Raw genomic sequence first — 16,347 nt, 5'->3', positions numbered from 1 at the left:
TTGGTTCTTTTTGAGTACCAATCTATGAGCCATCAGCGCTCTTTCACAGGCAAGAAGGTCAGTAGCATTAGCATATCTTTTCAGAAGTAGCCGTTAATGAGGTGTGCCATGTCCAAGGTTGTCCAATTTCACCGTACTGGTGACGCTGATGTTCTGACCCTCGATGAAGTCGCAGTACCGGAGCCGAAAAGCGGCGAGGTTCAGATCGAAGTCAAAGCCATCGGCCTGAACCGTGCTGAAATCATGTACCGCACGGGGCAGTATGTGATCGAGCCCCAGTTCCCGGCGAAGCTGGGCTATGAAGCGGCCGGGATTGTCCGCGCGGTTGGCAGTGACGTCCGCGACGTTGTTCCTGGTGACGTAGTAAGTGTCGTGCCGGCGTTCTCCTTCGCTGATTACGGCATGTATGGTGAGGTGGTCAATGCGCCTGCGCATGCTGTCGTCAAGCATCCGTCCAATCTCAGCTTCGTGGAGGCAGCGGCCAGCTGGATGATGTTTGTCACTGCGTACGGCGCGTTGATTGAGTACGGAAATCTACAGGCTGGTGAAACCGTGCTGATTCCGGCTGCATCGAGCAGTGTCGGGCTGGCAGCGATCCAGATCGCCAATATGCAAGGAGCCATCCCGGTGGCCCTTACCCGCACAAGTGCCAAACGTCAGGCATTGCTGAATGCGGGTGCAAAACATGTCATCGCCACTCAGGAAGAAGATCTGATTGCCGAGGTGGCAGCGATCACTCGTGGCAAAGGTGCGCGTATTGTTTTCGACCCCGTTGGTGGCCCCGAGGCAACCAAACTGATTAAGTCTATGGCCAACACGGGAATCTTCTTCCAATACGGCGCCCTGGATCATCGCGATATCCCGGTTCCAGTCTTTGACATTCTTGGCAAGCATCTGACCGTGCGCGGCTACGAGCTATTCGAAATCACCATGGATATGCAAAAGCTGGCCAATGCCAAGGCGTTCGTTACCAAAGGCTTGGCAGGCGGCCAACTCAAGCCCGTCATCGACCAGGTCTTCCCGCTTACTGACATCGCGGCAGCACACCGCCGAATGGAATCGAATGCGCAAATCGGCAAAATCGTCGTAGTGGTCGACTGAGTAAAATGCTGCGGCAGTCAGTTTGGCTGCCGTACGCCATCGCTGCCTACCCTCAAGCCATGAGGGCTTTTTTTGGTGCCTAAGAGAGAGGCAGCCCGGCTTCGCTATCATCATGCAGAGTAGGTCTGGCCCGATGCGCAGGTAGATGGAGATTGACGATGAACCTGATTGAAGCCATGCAAATGTTCGTGGCAGTGGTTGAGCATGGCAGCTACACCAAAGCGGCCGAGGCGCTCAATGTTCATCGCCCGGCGCTCTCTAAGAACATCCAGAATCTTGAGCGCGAATTGGGCGTGCAGCTGTTACACCGCACCACGCGTAGAGTGAACACCACGCCAGCTGGCGATGAATTCTATGACCGCAGCCGGAAATTACTCGCTGAACTAGCAGACACACTGGACTCGTTTTCGCCGACTCGTCCGCCGCGAGGCAAGCTCAGGATCGACATGCAGACCGTACTCGGTCACGCGGTCATAATCCCGCGACTGCCCGAGTTCCTGGAGCGTTACCCTGGCCTGGAAATATCTTTGGGAGCCACTGACAACCTGAACGACCTTATCGCAGAAGGCATCGATTGTTCCGTGCGGCTAGGTGATCTGGATGATTCGAGCCTGATTGCCAAACGTATCGGCGAGGTAACTTTGGTGACCTGCGCGGCTCCCGCCTACATAAAGAAACATGGTTTACCAGATACGCTGGATGATTTGCAGGCGCACTTGGCAGTCAATTTCATGGTTGAACAGCGCCGCCAGATCATGCCCTGGCGCTTCAGGGCCAACGGTAACGCTATTAATGTGAAGATGCGCAGCGGCATTGTCGTCGATAACGCTGAGGCTTTGCTTTACTGCGCATTGGCGGGGATTGGGATGGTGCAAGGGCTGCGCCCGGCGTTGCAGCGATACATCGATAGCGGACGTCTGGTGGAGGTTCTGCCGGATGTTCCAGTCGAGCCGAAGACCGTTTCCGTGTTGTTTCCAGATCGCCGTCATCTCTCACCCAATGTGCGGGTATTCGTCGAGTGGGTAAGTGCGTTGTTCCAAGAAAAACTGCCTTAGCGCGCGGCCCCATCGGTGTTGGCTGCTAGGAAGCAGTCATTTCCAATTGAATCGTATCCCATTGCAGTTCAACATCAAAAGTGGCCTCCCCCTTGGCTCATCAAGCTTTGAATAAACATCAACTCACATCGAACGCATCTCCACCTAACGCCGATACTGACGCGTGCGAAATGCCAGGGCGAGCTGTTGCAGGATCAGCGCGCGCAACGGCGACACGCTCGGATCGGGCTTTTTAGCCCGCCTCAGTTTGTGCAACTGAAACTTCACGACCGCCATGTTCGCCAAGGCCGCAAGGGTCTTGTTTTTCCAAGTGATCGGCGGCAATTGCGGGGCGTTCTTTGCCCTGTAGCCAGTCACGCGGCAGGTAAGGATCGATGGCCAACGCGGTTCCGATGCCCACCATGTCGACACCGCTCTGCACGACGCTCTCGGCAACCGGACATCGACGTATGCCGCCAGTGGCCATCACGTATGGGTACCATATGGTGCGGGTCGAGGTCGATGGAAAATACCCAAGCCTTAACGATGCGTTAGAGGGCGCTCCTAAATTCAAAACTGTGGTCTCACGCCTGACAAGCGCATCTGAAAACGATTTTATGGAGCAGTGAAAATCAGATCCACATCTAGCTCATCCGCAGAGCTCAACCAATCCTCGATAAGCTGATACGCCTGAGCCTGCATTTCGCCCCCATAACTGCGAAATTACGCTCCACTTGACCACCTGTTTGCATTTAACCTGACCGGTCATTTGCATTCGTTCTGACCAACGAATGCATTCGGTTTTGACCAACACGGCTTGTCACCATGAGTGGCAGAGCGGCCAGAGTGTGTAAAAGCCATTGTTAGCCGCTTCCATCCGGCATGTTTTGCCCTACTCAGCCCAGGTCAGACATCAGTTGCTCAGATTCAGTATAGAATTACGGCGATCAGCAGGCACGCCGACAGCGCGGGCTAGAGGCTAGAAATCTGGGGGTTGTTTGAAAGGGCAGGGAAACGGATTAAAAAAGAGGCTGAAGCCTATTTTTTAACGTATCACAGCGGCTGTTCCTCGCCCGCTGAGAGTAAACCCACGCAGGAGAGCTAGTTCAGAACGACTGTTGGAAGAACTACTTAAACACCTCGAGAACGCTATTTCCAGTTCACAGCCAGTACCAAATCTAGTTGTGCAGGTTGATCTATAGTAAGACTCGTTTCAGCTCCCGGTGGCACTCCGAACGATGCCATCTTGTCGACAAGGTTCTGAACCTGACTGTTCAAAAGACCTTTGCCGTCGGCCATTTCGAAGACCTCAATCTGGTTAGCCGTGCCTTGGTACCAATTGTTGACTGTCACTTGATCAGTAGCCCCAGTGACTCGGATTTCCATGTTCGAACCGCTACGGCTAAACCACAAATCCTGAGGATTTAGGTCTGCTCCGAATGCAACAGTATCAGTCGCGACGTAGCCACCATCGTCGTCTGTAACAACGTCTTTACCATCTCCCAGGTTGAACACGTAGGTGTCGGCGTAGTAACCACCGATCATGGTGTCATTACCGGTACCGCCAACCATGTTTCCCTTTGAGGCGGTAGCAACCGTGATGATGTCGTCCCCGGGATCGCCGTAAAGCTAGTTGGCGCCTGCGCCGCCTGACAGGGTGTCGTTGCCGTCCCCACCATGAATGATGTCATTGCCGGACCAACCGGTTAGGGTCTCTACAGTTGCTGTGCCGACTTGGCTCAACCCCGTCGCGGCAATATCCGCAGAAGTCCAGAATGTGCCATCAGCAAACTCCACACGCTCAAGGGCGTTGTGGGTAACCACACCTGCGCTGGTATCGCCTATGAAAAAGGCGTGGTCAGCCTGATCGAAGTGCTGGATGCGGATGAATATCTTCTGGTGGCCTCCGATGCCAGGGCCCAGGCGCAAACCTAGTCGGCTCAAGCGGCCGCGGCCACGTTCAAGGCACTGGGTGGTGGCTGGCAGCGGGAAGCATCAGGTGGGCGTATCGGGTCAAGGACTCTGCAAGAATGATATCGCCGTCGGACGATGGGATAGCTGCCTGAAACTCATATCCCTATACCGTAGAAAGGAAGACCAATACGTTCAGGAACGATTTTTCGGCGGCAATGTACCGCCGCCTGCGTAAGAGCCTGCATCACTCAGAAAAATTTTCAGCAGGTCCATTTAAACGTCGCGTGAAATTCAATAACTGGATAACGCTTTAAAATTCGGTTACCAAACGAAGTGTCAGACCACTTACCCCGGTAGTATTTTCCCCCCAAGCCGAGGTGAGGAACTTGGCCATCAAATTGTATGGTTTACCATCAATTTTGAAATCATAGGCCAGCAATGGACCCACGCTGAGTAACGCAGCGCGATTGCCGCCATTGCCCAAATGCTCGCCATTGAGCGTGTCATCACTAAGCTGCTTATAGGCGGTCCCCGTAATACCGTACTGCCATGATCCACTACGTTGAGTGCCCGCAAAATCCAGGCTTACGACATAGCCCGACTGGTAATCAGTATTAGGGTTTTCAGTATAGTAATTAAAGAAGAGCCTCGCACTTAGCTCTGTAGCGTCCCCTGCCCCTTTGGGTAAAATGCTGGGCATGGTATGTGTGATGCCTACGTTTGGCGAAAGAGTGTAAAAATTAGAACCTACGTTGGGCACTCGGTCCTTCTTGAAATCTCCGGTTGGAATATTCAAGCCAAGTCCGACCCAATACGCTGTGCCATAGGGTATGGGGCTATCAGGTGAGAAATTTTTCGACGGGTTAAACAGACTCCAGGCGAACACATCAGAGTAGATGTCTTGAATACCTGAGTCACAGGACACTTTGGAAATACCGAAGCAAGTTTCTAACGCCCCCAGGTAGAGACTGGAAGCGATAGTTCCAGACAGAAAGGTCTGGTTATAGACGTGCAGCAATCCTGTACCAGCAAAGTAGACATGCCCATCCGCATCCATTGATTCCCCGCCGGACGAATACCACTTATCAATATTCATACCGCCCGTGACAGCAGCGCCGTAGTTACCCGGCGGAGGAAGTAATGCGGATCGTATATCGGTTCCTCCGATAGGCCCTGCGGGGGAGATTGATTCTGCGGCATTCACATTTAATGAAATAATCAATATCGCAGCGGTGGAAGTAATTTCTGAAATTCGCTTGGCGCAGTACATAAGTGACTCCGGACTATTATTATTAGATGTATACGTAGTCTTGATCGCGCAGGTCACCGAACCGCGAGGCTATCCTGGTATTCGGGCCTGCGAGAGCATTCTTTACCAATAGATCTTTTATGTGGCATCCCATTGGACTTGGAGGGAACGACGAATCGGCAGCAGTGCCAGCGGCAGAAAGTCCGGTGCCTGATCAGGCTTGGTTTGGAGCGACTTCAGACGTTCATAGGCAACGCGCAGACCAATCGTTCCCTGGAGGCGTCCTAGAGGTGCACCCAGGCAAGTGTGGCGTCCTTTGGTGAAGGCGTAGTGACTCTGCTCATCCAACACTTCGCGATGGATATTGAAAACCATCGGGTCGACTACACCGGCCGGATCGGTGTTTGCACTCACCAATGCAAGCCACACGAAGTCTCCTTTTTTGATTTTTACCCCAGCCACCTCAGTGTCCCTGGTCGCAACACGCGAAGAGAACGGAGCGGATGGCCTGCGTCGAACCGTTTCTTCGAAGACCTTCGGCCACAGGGAGGGATCACCAAGTGCATCTGCCAGTTGATCAGGGTGCTGAGATAAAAACGTGATCCCGTTTGCCATCGCTTGGGCAGTGGTGTCTGTTCCCGCCGCAGCAAACTCCGTCAGGTGCATTGAGATTCGCTCTTTGGAAAGCGCATGCGACCCATCAGGCTCGCGCGCGCGCGCCATAATGGAAATGATATCGCTCTCTTCACTTTCCCGTCGCTCGTCAACAAGTTTGCGCAGATGAATTTGTGCCGCTGCGTACCGCTGCCAGACGGTTGAACGTTCCGGTTCAGGTATCGGTTCACGACCACTGGCGAGAACACGGAAATGATCGTCTCGCAGTTGGCGGATGAAACCTTCATCTTCTGGAGGGAGCGCCAAGAGCGCCATCAAGGTTTGAGTGGTCAATTCCAGACAATAGCTCTCCATGAACTCTGCTGCGCCGGCAGGCGCCAGCTTGTCGAGAATTTTGTTGGCACGAGCCTCAATTTCCGGTGCGAGTTTGGCGATATTGGGCTTGAGAAAACCCTTCTGAGCGACTTTGCGAGCAGCCGTATGCTTAGGCGGGTCCATACCGATCATAATCTCGCTCATGAGCTCGGTACTCACGATCGAAGAGTACTCAGCCGGGATTTCAATGAACGCGCCGTTAGACTGGCATGACCACAGCTCCCAATCCATCAGAGCTGCGTCAACATCCGCGCGGCGAGTAATGATCCATGCACCTATGGGCTCATACCAAAATACCGGGGTATTTTCCCTGGCGCCCTGGAATACAGCTGCAGGATCATTCAAATAGAAATTGCTGAAGAGGTCGAACTCTGCCGGTGCGGAGTGATTAAAAGGGCAACGAATCATGGTGGGGCTCCTGCCTTGAGGAAAACTGGAGAGAGGTATTAGATGGCTGCAGCGATAGCCAAGGTTGAAAGGCGCTGAAATCTCAAAAGGTTTTCACTTTCCTCCATGATCCCGGCGGTCAGGCATACGAATGTGACTTGCCGTGCCGGTTCAACCCAGAAAAGCGTGGAGCCAGCCCCGTAGTTTCCGAATGTCCGGGGGCTGGTAGTTGGTCCAAAATAGGACGGATAGAGACCGGATCCTGAAAGTGCAAACCCCAAGCCGAAGTTGGCAGGAGGAACTTCCCAACCCCGTGCTTCCGCCAGCGCTTTATAGAGGTCGCTTGGCTGGTCACCCGTCTGATTGGTCGTTGCGACGTCCATCATCGCCGAGCTTATGATCGTGCCCTCAGCGCCTTTGACGGCAGAGCGCAGCATTTCGGCAAACTTGAACACATCTCTGGCTGTTGATACCGCCCCAACCCAAGGCATCTCAGCCTCACTGTTGATGATGTCGTTCATCACCTCGATATCTGCCACCGAGAGCCAGCCACCATCAGGAAACCTGGCTCTGATCGGGACATACCGATCGCTCCACGCATCAGGAGCCCCCAAAGCGGTACTGGACATTCCCAGGGAATCGAAGAGATTGCTCTGCAGTAGATCTTTGAACCGATTTACGCCACTGGCGCGCCGAACCATTTCAGCCATCAGTACGTGGTTCAGCGTCGGGGAATAATTGAGTGTCATCCCGGGCTCGCCTGTCACATCCAGCTGACAGATTGCATCAACCACGGCATTCATATCGCCCAGTTGGTCGTAGGGAAGCGGGCAAGGCGTCGGAACCAGGCCAGCACGATGAGTGAGCAGATGCCCCAGGTTGATTCTGTCTTTGCGCCCGCTGCGGAATCGATCCCGGCCATAGAACTCGGGAATCAAGTCTACGACCTTGGTGGTCAGTGACAAGATGCCCCTGTCGATGGCCTGAAGCACCATGACATTGGTAAACGCCTTGGTGAGAGAAAACACCCGATAAATATCATCCGGCGCGGAATGTCGACCGCTCTCTTTATCGGCCCAGCCAATCGAGGCTTCATAGCCAATCTGACCATGGCGTGCCAGGATTATATTGGCGCCGTCGTACAGCCCCGACTCGATATCATTCTTGATGGCATCGTCCAGGCGTTGCAAAGCAGCAGGGTCAAAACATTTATTGTTGTTTGGCATGTGACTATTCCTACCCAAGGGTTTGATTACATGTAAATGCCGCCGGATGGGCAGAGCGTTTGCCCCGTGTAATACGCTCCATCGTCGCTGGCGAGGAACAGCAATGTTTGGGCAATTTCCGATGGCTGTGCGGCTCTTGGGATAGGTTGCATTGCGATGATTTTCTCCATGATTTCGGGAGGCTGTGAACTCAGCAGCGGGGTATCGACGGCCCCGGGGGCTACCGCATTGACACGAATGTTGTGAGGCGCCAACTCGCCGGCAGCTGAACGGGTCATGCCAAGGACAGCGGCCTTTGAAGCAGGGTAATAAAGAGGCATGGGCACGCCGACCAAAGCGGCCACGCTCGAGATATTGACTACCGACCCGCCGCCGGCTTTTTTCAGGAGTGGCGCGGCTGCCCTCAGGCAATAAAAAGTACCGGCCAGGTTGACAGCCAGGACTTTAGCGAACTCTTCATCTGTCGTATCTTCGAGAAACGCAGGGAGAAATCGCTCACCTCGAGCAGCTGCTTCAAAAGCGCTGATATTGGCCTTCACCAACTTATCGTTAGCTTCCTTGGTCGGTGCATTGATGCCGGCAGCGTTAATGAGAATATCGAGCTTGCCATATTTTTTATTGACGCTGGAAAACACTGTACTTACCAGTTTACTATTACTCACATCCAACTCCACGCACTCGATCCGTGGATCTTGAAACTTGTCGATCAACTTTGCCAGGGACAGATCTGTGGCAATTACAGTAGCACCCTCTGATACAAAAAGTTCAACCGTTGCGGCGCCAATACCCGATGCGGCACCGGTAACAAAAGCGACTTTTCCTTCAAGTTTCATAGGAACCTCTATAGTTATTTTAATAACGCAGGTGCGCACAGGCCTGAATTACGCATCTCAATCACGATCCAGCGTAACTTTATTAAACTTTCAAAAATCTTGCGTTGCCGGCGACAGCCAACAATAGATACGGGGGCGCGATCAAATATCCAGCACGAGCTTTTTCCCAAGCGCTCGGGAACAACATGTCAGAATCTGATCATTCGCACTTCTCTCGCTAGCCGACAGATAAAGGTCACGATGATCCGGCGTGCCTTCCAGCACCCGCACAAGACAGGTTCCACATACACCCTGCTCACAGGAGTAAGGGATTTCAATATCGTTCTCCATCAGCACCTGCAGGATGCTGCGCTCGGCAGGTACATTCAATACCTGTTGGGTACTGGCAATAGTGATTTCAAAACTTTGATCTGAATTAGTATCAGCGGCCTCGTTGGCAAAATACTCTCTATGCAGCCGGGCCTCTCCCCAGCCTACAGTGCGGGCGGTATCCAGGACGAAGTTCATGAAACCGGTGGGTCCGCAGACGAAGAGATGTTCATCAAGGGTTCGGTTTGCCAGCATCGAGGCCAGGTCCGGTTTGGTATCCGGTTCCGAGTCGAAATACAGGTTGACCCGATCAGAGAAACTGCAATTTTTTAGTTTTTCAGCAAATGCGGCATGTTCCGAGGATCGACTGTAGTAATGTAATTCGAATTCGGCATCTATCTGAGACAGTCTCTCAGCCATGCTAAGTATCGGCGTGATACCTATGCCTCCAGCAAACAACAGCGTCCTTTTCGCCTCATGGCTTAAAGGAAACAAGTTTCGAGGCTGGCTAATCTTTAATTCCTGGCCAGTTTGTAACTGGTGCATCGCGCTAGAGCCACCGCGCCCCTCGGGGGCCAGCAAGACGGCAATTTTGTAGCTGTGGTCAGCTTGCGAGCTATTGTACAACGAGTATTGTCGAATCAACCCATTGGGAAGATGGATGTCAATATGGGAGCCTGCGCTGAAAGGTGGCAACGCCTCTCCACTGGCAGACACCAGTTCAAAACTGAAAATATTATGGGCTTCGCACTTACGGTCGGCAATCCTGACACTTATCACGGTCAGATCTCCTGCTATTTCAAAAAGGTGACACCCACCCACAGACAGTAGGCAAATACGCGAATAACGTCACTGAAGGGTTTTATTTAATTAACTGACTTCTGCGGAAATAAGGCGATCTATCACTCGCCGCGATTGAACACCGCCCGAGTCAATATTAAGTTTAAGCAGCGCACGCTCCGGATACAGCAGCAGATTCTTCTGCTGTTGTTCGAGCATATCCAGATCTTCCGAGAAAATTTTCCCCTGACCTTCACGGATTGTATCCGTCAGCTCATTATCGCCTGGTTTGAAATTGCGAGCCATGCCCCAGAAGTACCAAATAGAAGTCTCGGTTTCCGGAGTGATAAAGTCCACCACGATGGAAGAGGCTTTGTGTTCAGGTAACGCATGAACACCACCCTTTCCTTCAAGGGCAACACCCACTTCGATGAGCACGTGACTCGGGGGAGTAAATCGGCAGATCTGCCAGCGATCGACCAGGGCATTTTCATCCAGATCGTTACCCCGAAGCGCCATCTTCCAAAATGGCGGCGCGATGATGCTGTGCATGTGCCGCTCGGTCACCACTTCATTGTCATTGACGGACGTTTTGCAAGGGACCTCATCAATCTCTTTCTGTCCGATGCTGGAGGCGTGAACATAAGTCTCATGGGTCAAATCCATGAGGTTATCAATCATGAGTTTATAGTCACAGGCGATGTGATACAGACCGCCGCCGTAAGCCCACTCTGGATTTTGCGCCCATTCAAGATGATGAATTTCGTCGGCGTTGGCCAACGATTGATCACCTGGCCAGACCCAGATGAAACCGTATCGCTCAACCGCAGCGAACTTTTGAATGCAGGGGAAACCACCGACTCGCTGCCCGGGCATGGAGGCGGTATGCCCATCGCAGCCCATAGCGAGACCGTGATAGCCGCAGACCAGATTACCGTTTTCGACATACCCCAGAGAGAGTGGTGCCCCGCGATGCGGGCAAAAATCTTCCAAGGCACATACAAGGTCATCAGCGCCACGGAAGAACACCATCTTCTTGCCGCAGATTTGCCTGCCAAGGGGTTTCTCGACCAACTCATCAGGGGTACAGGCGACGTACCACGCGTTCAGTTGAAACATGATTAATCCTCTGATTGGAGTTGTTTTGGGATTGAATTCATGTTGTTTCAGGCAACGCAACTTGTCAATAGACAACTGAGTAGACAGTTGTCTATTTTAGGCGAAATTTTCTCCCCGATGACAAACGGTGTCTCCGAGCTAAGGATGCGTTAGAAAATTATCCGCGGATGCGGGAAAGGACGGCCCACCACTGGGCGGCCAGGACGCGACAGAAAGGCTCTACGTCGAGCAGATTGCCGACAACCGAAAAAAACATCACCCTCTCGAACTGAATCATCAAGGCCAATACTGCGCGATGATTATCGTTGAAATGGTCCGCGTTGGACGCTGGATCAAGCTCGCGTGTGAATCGAGTGGCGGCTTCACTGATGCTATCGATCCATCGCTGCGCGACCTTGGGCTCAGTGGCAACAGCCTGCTCCATGGCCTGGTAGTGAAGGCTTTCCCCCTTCCAACTCTCGATGTTGCCCATCAGCCAAACACAGATATCTCTCTCCGTGCCGCAGCACTCTCTGGCAAAAAGGGTATAGCGCTGGAACAGCTCAGTCTGGTTTCGCTCGATCACATCAACGATGATTTCCGCCTTCGTAGCAAAATGCAGATAAAAGGTCGCTCTGCTGGCTCCTGCGGCAGAAGCGATCTCCGTAGCGGATGTCGCCTGATACCCTTTGACCGAGAATGCCTGAAAGGCCGCTTCTACAATTCGATCCCTGGTCATTCTCGCCTGCGCTTCTCGAATGGGCGAAACCACCGTGGCATCTTTACGATCTTTCAACTCAGCCTCCTCAGGTCGTAGCACATGCAGACCTCATCTATCGTCTGCTCTAACGATTGGTATTACTGGCCAGCGTATCACCTGGCGCCACAGCCCGGAAAACTTGCCAACCCGATGGCCTGCTCCAAGCCATCTGAAATCCGTAGGACTGCCCCTGATGGCATCCTAAACAACACTGCGCTAACTCATGATTCACCACACTATCTTTTGATAGGTGATTGCCTGGCCCTGCTGCATGAATCTCCAGTCTGGATAAGAGAAACACTGGACACGGACCGGAGTGCAGACTTTACAACAGTCAGGCGATGTCCTCAGCTGACCCCAGTTTGGCTGGAGGTCGCCCCGCCATCTCCATGCTCCGGTCCACCCAGCATCGACGCGTAACACCTCAAAATCCGAGGTGAATACCTTTTTTGCGGAGAGATGGATGCAACCATTTGTTTTCAATGCCCTGCCCGGGCGAGTGATTTTTGGATCAGGCACTTTGAGCCAGGTTGGGGACGAGATCCGGGGCCTGGGATGTGCTCGCGCGCTGTTGCTCAGTACGCCTGAGCAACAGACGCAAGCCGAACACTTTGCCGCGCAGTTGGGTGATCTGGCTGTTGGTGTCTATGCGAATGCGACGATGCACACGCCTACTGATGTCACACTCCACGCCCTGCAAATTTTTCGAGAGGCCGAGGCGGATTGCGTCGTAGCGCTGGGTGGCGGCTCCACAATCGGACTTGCAAAAGCCATTGCGCTGCACACTGATGTGCCGCAAATCGTAATTCCGACAACCTACGCCGGATCAGAAGCCACGCCTATTATTGGTCAAACTGAAAACGGTATTAAAACCACTCAGAAGACCCTGAAAGTCCTACCTGAAGTCATCGTGTATGACGTCGATCTAACCCTCGGACTACCGGCTGAGATGACCGTCACCAGTGGGCTCAACGCAATCGCCCATGCTGTGGAAGCGCTGTACGCGAAAGACGCCAATCCGCTGATCTCAATGCTTGCAGAACAGGGCATTGCAGCGATTGCCCGGGCTCTGCCGCGCATCATCAAGAATCCGCAAGACCGAGAGGCGCGCTCGGACGCTTTGTATGGCGCGTGGGCGTGCGGCGTATGTCTTGGTGCGGTCGGAATGTCCATTCACCACAAGTTGTGCCATACGCTGGGCGGTACCTTCAACCTTCCGCATGCCCAAACTCACACAGCAGTGCTGCCCCATGCAACCGCCTACAACTTCGACGCCGCGCCGGCGGCCATGGCTCGAATTGCAGCAGCACTGGGTGTCGATAACGCACCTCGCGGATTATTCGATTTAGCCAAAAGCCTTGGAGTTCCCACCAGCCTTGCCGAGCTGGGATTGAAGCAATCGGACCTTGCAAAAGCGACCGATATTGCCTGCGCGTCGCCCTATTGGAATCCGCGTGCAATTGAGCCGAAAGCAATTGGCGAATTGCTGGCCAACGCCTGGGCCGGTACTCGGCCGTAATCGGCAACTCGATAATTCAACTCGCTCGTGAAGAACGAAAAAGGAGACGACATGGAACTCAATCCCCATATTTTGCGCCATCATCACATCACCCTGAACGTGGGTAGTGCTCAGGATGACTACGACTTTCATACAAAAGTGTTGGGTTTGAAGAGCGTCAAGAAAACCGGCCTCTACGACGGTAACGATCCGATCTACCACTTCTACTACGGAAACGATATCGGCGAAGAGAGTACGTTGGTGACATGCTTTCCGATGCGCCAATCCGGTCGAAAGGGACGCCCGGGAAGTGGACAAATCAAGACCCTCGCGCTTTCCGTTCCGGTGTCATCACTTGTGTTTTGGGCAAAACACCTGGAAAGCCACGGTTTCAAACCCGAGTATCAGGAGCGTTTCGGCGAGAAACTTCTTCATTTCGCCCACCCCTGTGGAATTTGTTACGAGCTGGTAGGTATTGCAGATGATGATCGCAAGCCCTATTCAAATGGTGTTGTGCCTTCCGGGTTCGGCATCCGTGGAACGCACGGCATTACGGTGTCTGTGCGAGACCTGGAGAACTCTTCGGAATTCATGCACTACGGATGGAACGGCACCAGGACCAATACGGACGGACGGTTCACCCGCTTTGAAGTAGGCAACGGCGGCAGCGGTGCGGTCATCGATTATCAACTTGAACCGGACCTGCCCCAAGGTTCATGGGCATACGGGGAAGGTACTGTTCACCACTGCGCGTTCGAGGTGGCGGACCTCGACGTGCAACGCAACGTTAAGTTGCATCTGGAAGGCCTCGGCTACACCGATGTCTCTGACCGCAAAGACCGTGGTTACTTCGACTCCGTCTATGTCCGCACACCCAGCGGAGCATTGTTCGAAGCGACTGTTTCCAAGCCCGCCGGATTCACCGTTGACGAGCCCTTCGAGTCGCTCGGTAAATCCATCCAGATCCCTCCCCAACTAGGGGCCAGGGCACAAGAAATAATCGCTTACCTCGAACCACTGAAATATTGATAGAGGTGGGAGACATGAGCGCAAACCCACACTTGGCATTACCCGTCCATTGCTCAGGTCCAGCGCCTGAGAGCGTTGGCTGGGTGGCGATATTCATCCACGGCAGAACGCAGTCATCCAGCGACATGCTGACTATCGCCAGTCGACTGAACCTTTCGGAAATGCCATGTATCGCGCTGGATGCCGCGGATAATTCCTGGTACCCCAACCCGTTCATGGAGCCGCTGGCGAATAACCAACCACGTCTGGACTTCGCTCTGGAGCGACTCGATCAGTTGCTGAGCGAGTTCAATGAACGCGGGATTGCAAACGAAAACATCGCGATCGTCGGCTTCTCGCAAGGCGCCTGTCTCGCGTGCGAGTACGTCTTCAGGAAACAGCAACGCTTCGCCGCATTGGTGGCGTACACCGGCGGACTGATCGGACCGGAGGAAACCCGTTGGGAAACAACCGGTTGCCTTGAAGGAATGCCTGTATTGCTCAGCAATGGAGATCAAGATCCCTGGGTCCCTTTAGACCGCACCAGGCAAACGTTGGCAGTCTTCAATGCCATGGGCGCCAACGCCGAACTGAAGGTTTACCCCGGGCGAAGTCATGAAGTCTGCGACGACGAAATCATGATCAGCAGGACATTGCTGAGAAGTGCGATGCGACTTGCAACGAAACAGCCTGAATCAGCCCAGTCGCCAGATCGCATGCCCTGGCCATGACCTCGCTTACTCCGTGTCCGTTGCCGTGTGGCAAACCGGAACAGGAGCACACAGGCGACTCATCCCCTGAACAGTTGCTTCACCACTGGTAAAGAGAGCATCAACTATGAACATAGGTTTTATCGGACTCGGAACCATGGGTGAGCCCATGGCCACGCGTCTTGTCCAAGCCGGATTAGCCTTGACGGTGTTTGACCTGAATAACGACGCGGTAAATCGCCTGACCACACTCGGAGCGCAGCGTGCCGAGTCAGCGGCGGATGTGGCGAGTAAGACCGAAATCGTATTTGTAAGCCTGCCCACCCCCGAAATCGTTGAGAAAGTCGCATTGGGTGAAAATGGCGTAGTCGAAGGCAAAAAAGTACGTGTCTATATCGACTTGTCGACCACTGGCCCACGGGTCGCCAAGGTGGTAGCCAATCAACTTGCAGCGCACAAAATCATCGCCCTTGATTGCCCTGTCAGTGGCGGCGCTGCGGGTGCGGCAAAGGGCACGCTGGCTCTAATGGTCTCCGGCCCCGGCGCGGCATTTGATGAAATCGCCCAGACGCTCCATCTGCTCGGTAAAGCGATTTACTGCGGAGAAGGTGCGGGTTTGGGGCAGACGATGAAACTCGTCAACAATCTGGTTTCGGTCACTGCGCTGGCGGTTTCTTCCGAAGCACTGGTGATGGGCGTCAAAGCCGGGTTAGCCCCTCAAGTAATGCTGGATGTCTTCAATGCTGGCAGTGGTCGTAATAGCGCCACTGTCGACAAGCTTCCTCGAGCGGTGCTGCCGCGCACCTTCGACTTCGGTTTCACGACTGCTCTGTCTTTGAAAGACACACGTTTGTGCCTGGATGAAGCTGAAGCGATGGGTATTCCAATGCCGGTCGGCAGTGCCGTTCGCCAGATGCTCAATATGACTCGCGCTGCCTACGGTGACAGTTCCGACTTTACCCGAATGGTCTGCGTGCTCGAGCAATGGGCCGGGATCGAAGTGCCTAAGGTTCCTGCAGTCTGACTATACGGAGAGATGACGATGAGTAACGAAACGTTCGAGAAAGGCTTTGCCAATCGCAAGGCGGTACTGGGTGCTGCACACGTTGAAAAGTCGTGGGCCAGCGCTGACGAATTCAACAAGCCGATGCAGGAACTGGTAACCAGGTATTGCTGGGGCGAAGTATGGGGCGACGACACGCTGTCGTTCAAGACTCGAAGCATCGTAAACCTTGCAGCGTTGACTGCGATGAGCCAACACCACGAGCTGTCCGTACACGTCAAAGGTGCTTTGACCAATGGCGTGACCAAAGAAGAAATTCGTGCAGTGCTAATGCAGGCTGCCATCTATTGTGGCGTGCCACTGGCTTTGGCCGCCTTTCGTGTAGCCAGCGAAGCGATCGCCGCGTGGGAAGCACAAAACTCCTGACAGCTGATACTCCCGTCGAAG

At 53.6% G+C, this 16,347-nt stretch carries 16 protein-coding genes and 2 pseudogenes; 8 read left to right on the top strand and 10 right to left on the bottom strand.

Going from position 1 to position 16,347, the window contains the following annotated elements; translation table 11 throughout:
- The first annotated feature begins 108 nt into the window (after positions 1-108).
- Positions 109-1,101 carry a zinc-dependent alcohol dehydrogenase family protein gene (locus tag J3P76_RS10545; protein ID WP_434701881.1) on the top strand — a complete coding sequence of 331 codons (993 nt, stop codon included), beginning with the start codon at positions 109-111 and terminating at the stop codon, positions 1,099-1,101.
- A 158-nt stretch (positions 1,102-1,259) separates the two neighbouring features.
- Positions 1,260-2,156 (top strand): LysR family transcriptional regulator, encoded by an 897-nt coding sequence (locus J3P76_RS10540; protein ID WP_434701880.1) that lies wholly within the window; start codon positions 1,260-1,262, stop codon positions 2,154-2,156.
- A gap of 144 nt (positions 2,157-2,300) precedes the next feature.
- Here J3P76_RS10540 and J3P76_RS10535 read toward each other — a convergent pair.
- From J3P76_RS10535 to J3P76_RS10525, 3 genes and pseudogenes are all read right to left on the bottom strand, one after another.
- A pseudogene (locus tag J3P76_RS10535) lies at positions 2,301-2,625 on the bottom strand (2,4-dienoyl-CoA reductase); the annotation flags it as partial.
- A gap of 659 nt (positions 2,626-3,284) precedes the next feature.
- The gene (locus J3P76_RS10530; RefSeq protein WP_434701879.1) at positions 3,285-3,707 is read right to left on the bottom strand and encodes a calcium-binding protein; all 423 of its coding nucleotides are present in this window, start codon (positions 3,705-3,707) and stop codon (positions 3,285-3,287) included.
- Between the two features lie 57 nt (positions 3,708-3,764).
- Entirely contained in the window at positions 3,765-3,932 is a 168-nt protein-coding gene (locus J3P76_RS10525) for a hypothetical protein (RefSeq protein WP_434702027.1), read from the bottom strand.
- A gap of 39 nt (positions 3,933-3,971) precedes the next feature.
- On the opposite strand from J3P76_RS10525, the pseudogene J3P76_RS10520 reads away from it, so the two are divergent.
- Positions 3,972-4,169, top strand: a pseudogene (locus tag J3P76_RS10520) (TolC family protein); the annotation flags it as partial.
- Between the two features lie 190 nt (positions 4,170-4,359).
- Here J3P76_RS10520 and J3P76_RS10515 read toward each other — a convergent pair.
- The 7 genes from J3P76_RS10515 to J3P76_RS10485 form a co-directional block, all read right to left on the bottom strand.
- On the bottom strand, positions 4,360-5,319 hold the full coding sequence (locus tag J3P76_RS10515; RefSeq protein ID WP_434701878.1) for a SphA family protein: 960 nt from the start codon (positions 5,317-5,319) through the stop codon (positions 4,360-4,362).
- 117 nt (positions 5,320-5,436) lie between these two features.
- On the bottom strand, positions 5,437-6,696 hold the full coding sequence (locus J3P76_RS10510) for a cytochrome P450 (protein ID WP_434701877.1): 1,260 nt from the start codon (positions 6,694-6,696) through the stop codon (positions 5,437-5,439).
- Between the two features lie 38 nt (positions 6,697-6,734).
- The gene (locus J3P76_RS10505; protein WP_434701876.1) at positions 6,735-7,901 is read right to left on the bottom strand and encodes a serine hydrolase domain-containing protein; all 1,167 of its coding nucleotides are present in this window, start codon (positions 7,899-7,901) and stop codon (positions 6,735-6,737) included.
- A gap of 26 nt (positions 7,902-7,927) precedes the next feature.
- Positions 7,928-8,734 carry an SDR family NAD(P)-dependent oxidoreductase gene (locus tag J3P76_RS10500; RefSeq protein WP_434701875.1) on the bottom strand — a complete coding sequence of 269 codons (807 nt, stop codon included), beginning with the start codon at positions 8,732-8,734 and terminating at the stop codon, positions 7,928-7,930.
- Positions 8,735-8,875: 141 nt separating this feature from the next.
- Complete coding sequence (locus J3P76_RS10495; RefSeq protein WP_434701874.1) at positions 8,876-9,823, bottom strand: PDR/VanB family oxidoreductase; 948 nt, start codon at positions 9,821-9,823, stop codon at positions 8,876-8,878.
- Positions 9,824-9,913: 90 nt separating this feature from the next.
- Positions 9,914-10,942: a Rieske 2Fe-2S domain-containing protein gene (locus J3P76_RS10490; protein ID WP_434701873.1), complete on the bottom strand. Its 1,029-nt coding sequence runs from the start codon at positions 10,940-10,942 to the stop codon at positions 9,914-9,916.
- 157 nt (positions 10,943-11,099) lie between these two features.
- The gene (locus J3P76_RS10485; protein ID WP_434701872.1) at positions 11,100-11,717 is read right to left on the bottom strand and encodes a TetR/AcrR family transcriptional regulator; all 618 of its coding nucleotides are present in this window, start codon (positions 11,715-11,717) and stop codon (positions 11,100-11,102) included.
- Positions 11,718-12,144: 427 nt separating this feature from the next.
- Here J3P76_RS10485 and J3P76_RS10480 point away from each other — a divergent pair, with 427 nt between their 5' ends.
- The 5 genes from J3P76_RS10480 (at position 12,145) to J3P76_RS10460 (ending at position 16,326) form a co-directional block, all read left to right on the top strand.
- Positions 12,145-13,200 (top strand): maleylacetate reductase, encoded by a 1,056-nt coding sequence (locus J3P76_RS10480; protein WP_434701871.1) that lies wholly within the window; start codon positions 12,145-12,147, stop codon positions 13,198-13,200.
- A gap of 51 nt (positions 13,201-13,251) precedes the next feature.
- Entirely contained in the window at positions 13,252-14,208 is a 957-nt protein-coding gene (locus tag J3P76_RS10475) for a VOC family protein (protein ID WP_434701870.1), read from the top strand.
- A 14-nt stretch (positions 14,209-14,222) separates the two neighbouring features.
- Complete coding sequence (locus J3P76_RS10470; RefSeq protein WP_434562954.1) at positions 14,223-14,918, top strand: alpha/beta hydrolase; 696 nt, start codon at positions 14,223-14,225, stop codon at positions 14,916-14,918.
- A 106-nt stretch (positions 14,919-15,024) separates the two neighbouring features.
- The gene (locus tag J3P76_RS10465) at positions 15,025-15,921 is read left to right on the top strand and encodes an NAD(P)-dependent oxidoreductase (RefSeq protein WP_434701869.1); all 897 of its coding nucleotides are present in this window, start codon (positions 15,025-15,027) and stop codon (positions 15,919-15,921) included.
- 18 nt (positions 15,922-15,939) lie between these two features.
- The gene (locus J3P76_RS10460) at positions 15,940-16,326 is read left to right on the top strand and encodes a carboxymuconolactone decarboxylase family protein (RefSeq protein ID WP_105755704.1); all 387 of its coding nucleotides are present in this window, start codon (positions 15,940-15,942) and stop codon (positions 16,324-16,326) included.
- The last annotated feature ends 21 nt before the right edge of the window (positions 16,327-16,347 follow it).

Origin of the sequence: Pseudomonas sp. D1-36 (assembly GCF_051132205.1) — a bacterium.
Taxonomy (GTDB): Bacteria; Pseudomonadota; Gammaproteobacteria; order Pseudomonadales; family Pseudomonadaceae; genus Aquipseudomonas.
The sequence above is the reverse complement of the archived record's forward strand: the minus strand, read 5'-3'. Positions and strand labels throughout refer to the sequence as shown.

Bases quoted from the DNA above. Each gene is read 5' to 3' on its own strand.
- J3P76_RS10545 (WP_434701881.1), top strand. From the start codon at position 109: ATGTCCAAGGTTGTCCAATTTCACCGTACTGGTGACGCTGATGTTCTG.
- J3P76_RS10540 (WP_434701880.1), top strand. From the start codon at position 1,260: ATGAACCTGATTGAAGCCATGCAAATGTTCGTGGCAGTGGTTGAGCAT.
- J3P76_RS10530 (WP_434701879.1), bottom strand. From the start codon at position 3,707: ATGGTTGGCGGTACCGGTAATGACACCATGATCGGTGGTTACTACGCC.
- J3P76_RS10515 (WP_434701878.1), bottom strand. From the start codon at position 5,319: ATGTACTGCGCCAAGCGAATTTCAGAAATTACTTCCACCGCTGCGATA.
- J3P76_RS10510 (WP_434701877.1), bottom strand. From the start codon at position 6,696: ATGATTCGTTGCCCTTTTAATCACTCCGCACCGGCAGAGTTCGACCTC.
- J3P76_RS10505 (WP_434701876.1), bottom strand. From the start codon at position 7,901: ATGCCAAACAACAATAAATGTTTTGACCCTGCTGCTTTGCAACGCCTG.
- J3P76_RS10500 (WP_434701875.1), bottom strand. From the start codon at position 8,734: ATGAAACTTGAAGGAAAAGTCGCTTTTGTTACCGGTGCCGCATCGGGT.
- J3P76_RS10490 (WP_434701873.1), bottom strand. From the start codon at position 10,942: ATGTTTCAACTGAACGCGTGGTACGTCGCCTGTACCCCTGATGAGTTG.
- J3P76_RS10480 (WP_434701871.1), top strand. From the start codon at position 12,145: ATGCAACCATTTGTTTTCAATGCCCTGCCCGGGCGAGTGATTTTTGGA.
- J3P76_RS10475 (WP_434701870.1), top strand. From the start codon at position 13,252: ATGGAACTCAATCCCCATATTTTGCGCCATCATCACATCACCCTGAAC.
- J3P76_RS10470 (WP_434562954.1), top strand. From the start codon at position 14,223: ATGAGCGCAAACCCACACTTGGCATTACCCGTCCATTGCTCAGGTCCA.
- J3P76_RS10465 (WP_434701869.1), top strand. From the start codon at position 15,025: ATGAACATAGGTTTTATCGGACTCGGAACCATGGGTGAGCCCATGGCC.
- J3P76_RS10460 (WP_105755704.1), top strand. From the start codon at position 15,940: ATGAGTAACGAAACGTTCGAGAAAGGCTTTGCCAATCGCAAGGCGGTA.